This window comes from Streptomyces sp. MUM 2J (genome assembly GCF_022414535.1).
GTDB lineage: Bacteria > Actinomycetota > Actinomycetes > Streptomycetales > Streptomycetaceae > Streptomyces.
In genome coordinates this window covers 1-1,730 of sequence record NZ_JADWYM010000101.1, presented here as the reverse complement: position 1 = coordinate 1,730, position 1,730 = coordinate 1, and the positions used below count along the sequence as shown (strand labels likewise).

At 67.2% G+C, this 1,730-nt stretch carries 1 protein-coding gene; it reads right to left on the bottom strand.

The window, feature by feature from the left end; translation table 11 throughout:
* Positions 1-1,730, bottom strand: a 1,730-nt coding sequence (locus I3F54_RS31795) for a condensation domain-containing protein (protein WP_240122394.1), incomplete at both ends; no start/stop codon positions are given.

The following is a 1,730-nucleotide window of genomic DNA, read 5'->3' as shown; positions in this document are numbered from 1 at the left end:
GTCGCCGACCACCGCCACCGCCTCCGGGGCCCGCGCGGCACGGGCCTCGAACAGCTCCACCACCGTGGCATCCGGCACCGACCGCGCCGTGTCATTGAACTCCACCAGCAGTTGTTCACGCTCCGCCGTGCCGAGGATGTCGATACGGTGCAGATGGGTGTCCGGTGCTGTTTCCAGGGCCGTGACGATGTTTTCGGCGGCGGTGTGGATCCAGCGGGTGATGGAGTCGGCGTCGATGGGGGCGGCGGTCTGGGCGGTGAGAAGGAATCCGGTGCCGAAGTCGTTGATGTTGACGCTCAGGGGGTAGTTGGTCCGCTCGTGGTCGGAGAGGATTGTGACGCCGTCGATGAGGTCGCCTGAGGTGGTTGGCGCAGTGCTGTAGCGGTAGTTGAGCAGGGAGGTGAACAGCGGGCCCCCGGCCAGACCGCTGGCCTGCCGGACGGGCGCGAGCGGAGCGTGTTCGTGGGCGAGGAGATCCGCCAGACTCCCGTGCATGGCCCGGAGCGCTTCGCCCACCGTGGTCTGCTGTAGCCGCGCGCGTACCGGCAGGGTGTTCGCGTACAGCCCCGGCACACGATCAGCTCCGGTACCCGCGCTCATCCGCCCGAACAGCACCGTCCCGAAGACCACGTCGTGGCGGCCGGTCAGCATCGAGACCAGATGCGCCCAGACCAGATGGAAGACCGTGGCCGGGCTCACGCCCAAGCCGGCAGCCCGGGCCCGCAGCCGCGCGGCGAGGTGGGTGTCCAGAAGCAGTTGTCGTTCGGTGACGTCGCTGCCGTCACCTTGGATGTCCATCAGGCCGTAGGGGGCGGTCGGCTCGGTGACGTCGCCCAGCATCTGTGCGAAGAACCGCTCGTGTTCCTCGCGCGGAATGCCCATACGGGCCCGCGCGACAAAGGTGCGGAACGGCATCGGTGCCGTCAGCTCCTCTTCCCGGCCCGCCGCGACGGCCCTGACCTCGCCCATCAGGATGTCCAGCGTCGTGCGATCAAAGATCATGTAGTGCGACTGGACCAGTGCGTGCCAGGTGCCGGTACCCGGCTCCCGAGCGGTGAACACCCGGATCAGTGGGGCCTGCCGGAGGTCCATGCGGGTGGGACAGGACGCCCGCAACTGCCCGGCCATGTCCCCGGCCGGCTGCGGCTGCACCTGTACGGCCTGCACGGACAGCGATGCCCGGCGCAAAACGACCTGCACCGGTTCGGGCAGACCCTGCCACACGATCGCGGTGCGCAGGATGTCGTGCCGGTCCACCACACGCTGCAGCGCGGTAGTGAAGGCATCCAGCCGGTCACGCGAAGCGAACCGCAAGGCGGCCGACAGGATGTACACGTCACCCTGGTCGGTATCCAGGAGGTGATGGAAGAAGAGCCCTTCCTGCATCGGTGCCAGTGGATAGATGTCCGCTACATTCGACGCGCCTCCGGGAACCTGCTCCACCACCCGCTCAATCTCCCGGCTGGTTAGGTCCACCAGCGGCAGCATCTCCGGAGTGATCTGCTCTGCCCCCTCCGGTATCAGGTTCGCCGGGATCTCCACCACCGGAGCGGGCAGAATCGACGCCAGGGAGGCTGGTGTGGGTGAGGTGAACAGTGTGCGTACGGGGAGTTCTTCGCCGAGTGTGGTGCGGATGCGTTCGATCAGTTTCACTGCGAGGAGCGAGTGTCCGCCGAGTTCGAAGAAGCTGTCGTCGGTGCCGACTTGTGGGATGCCGAGGGTTTCTGCGA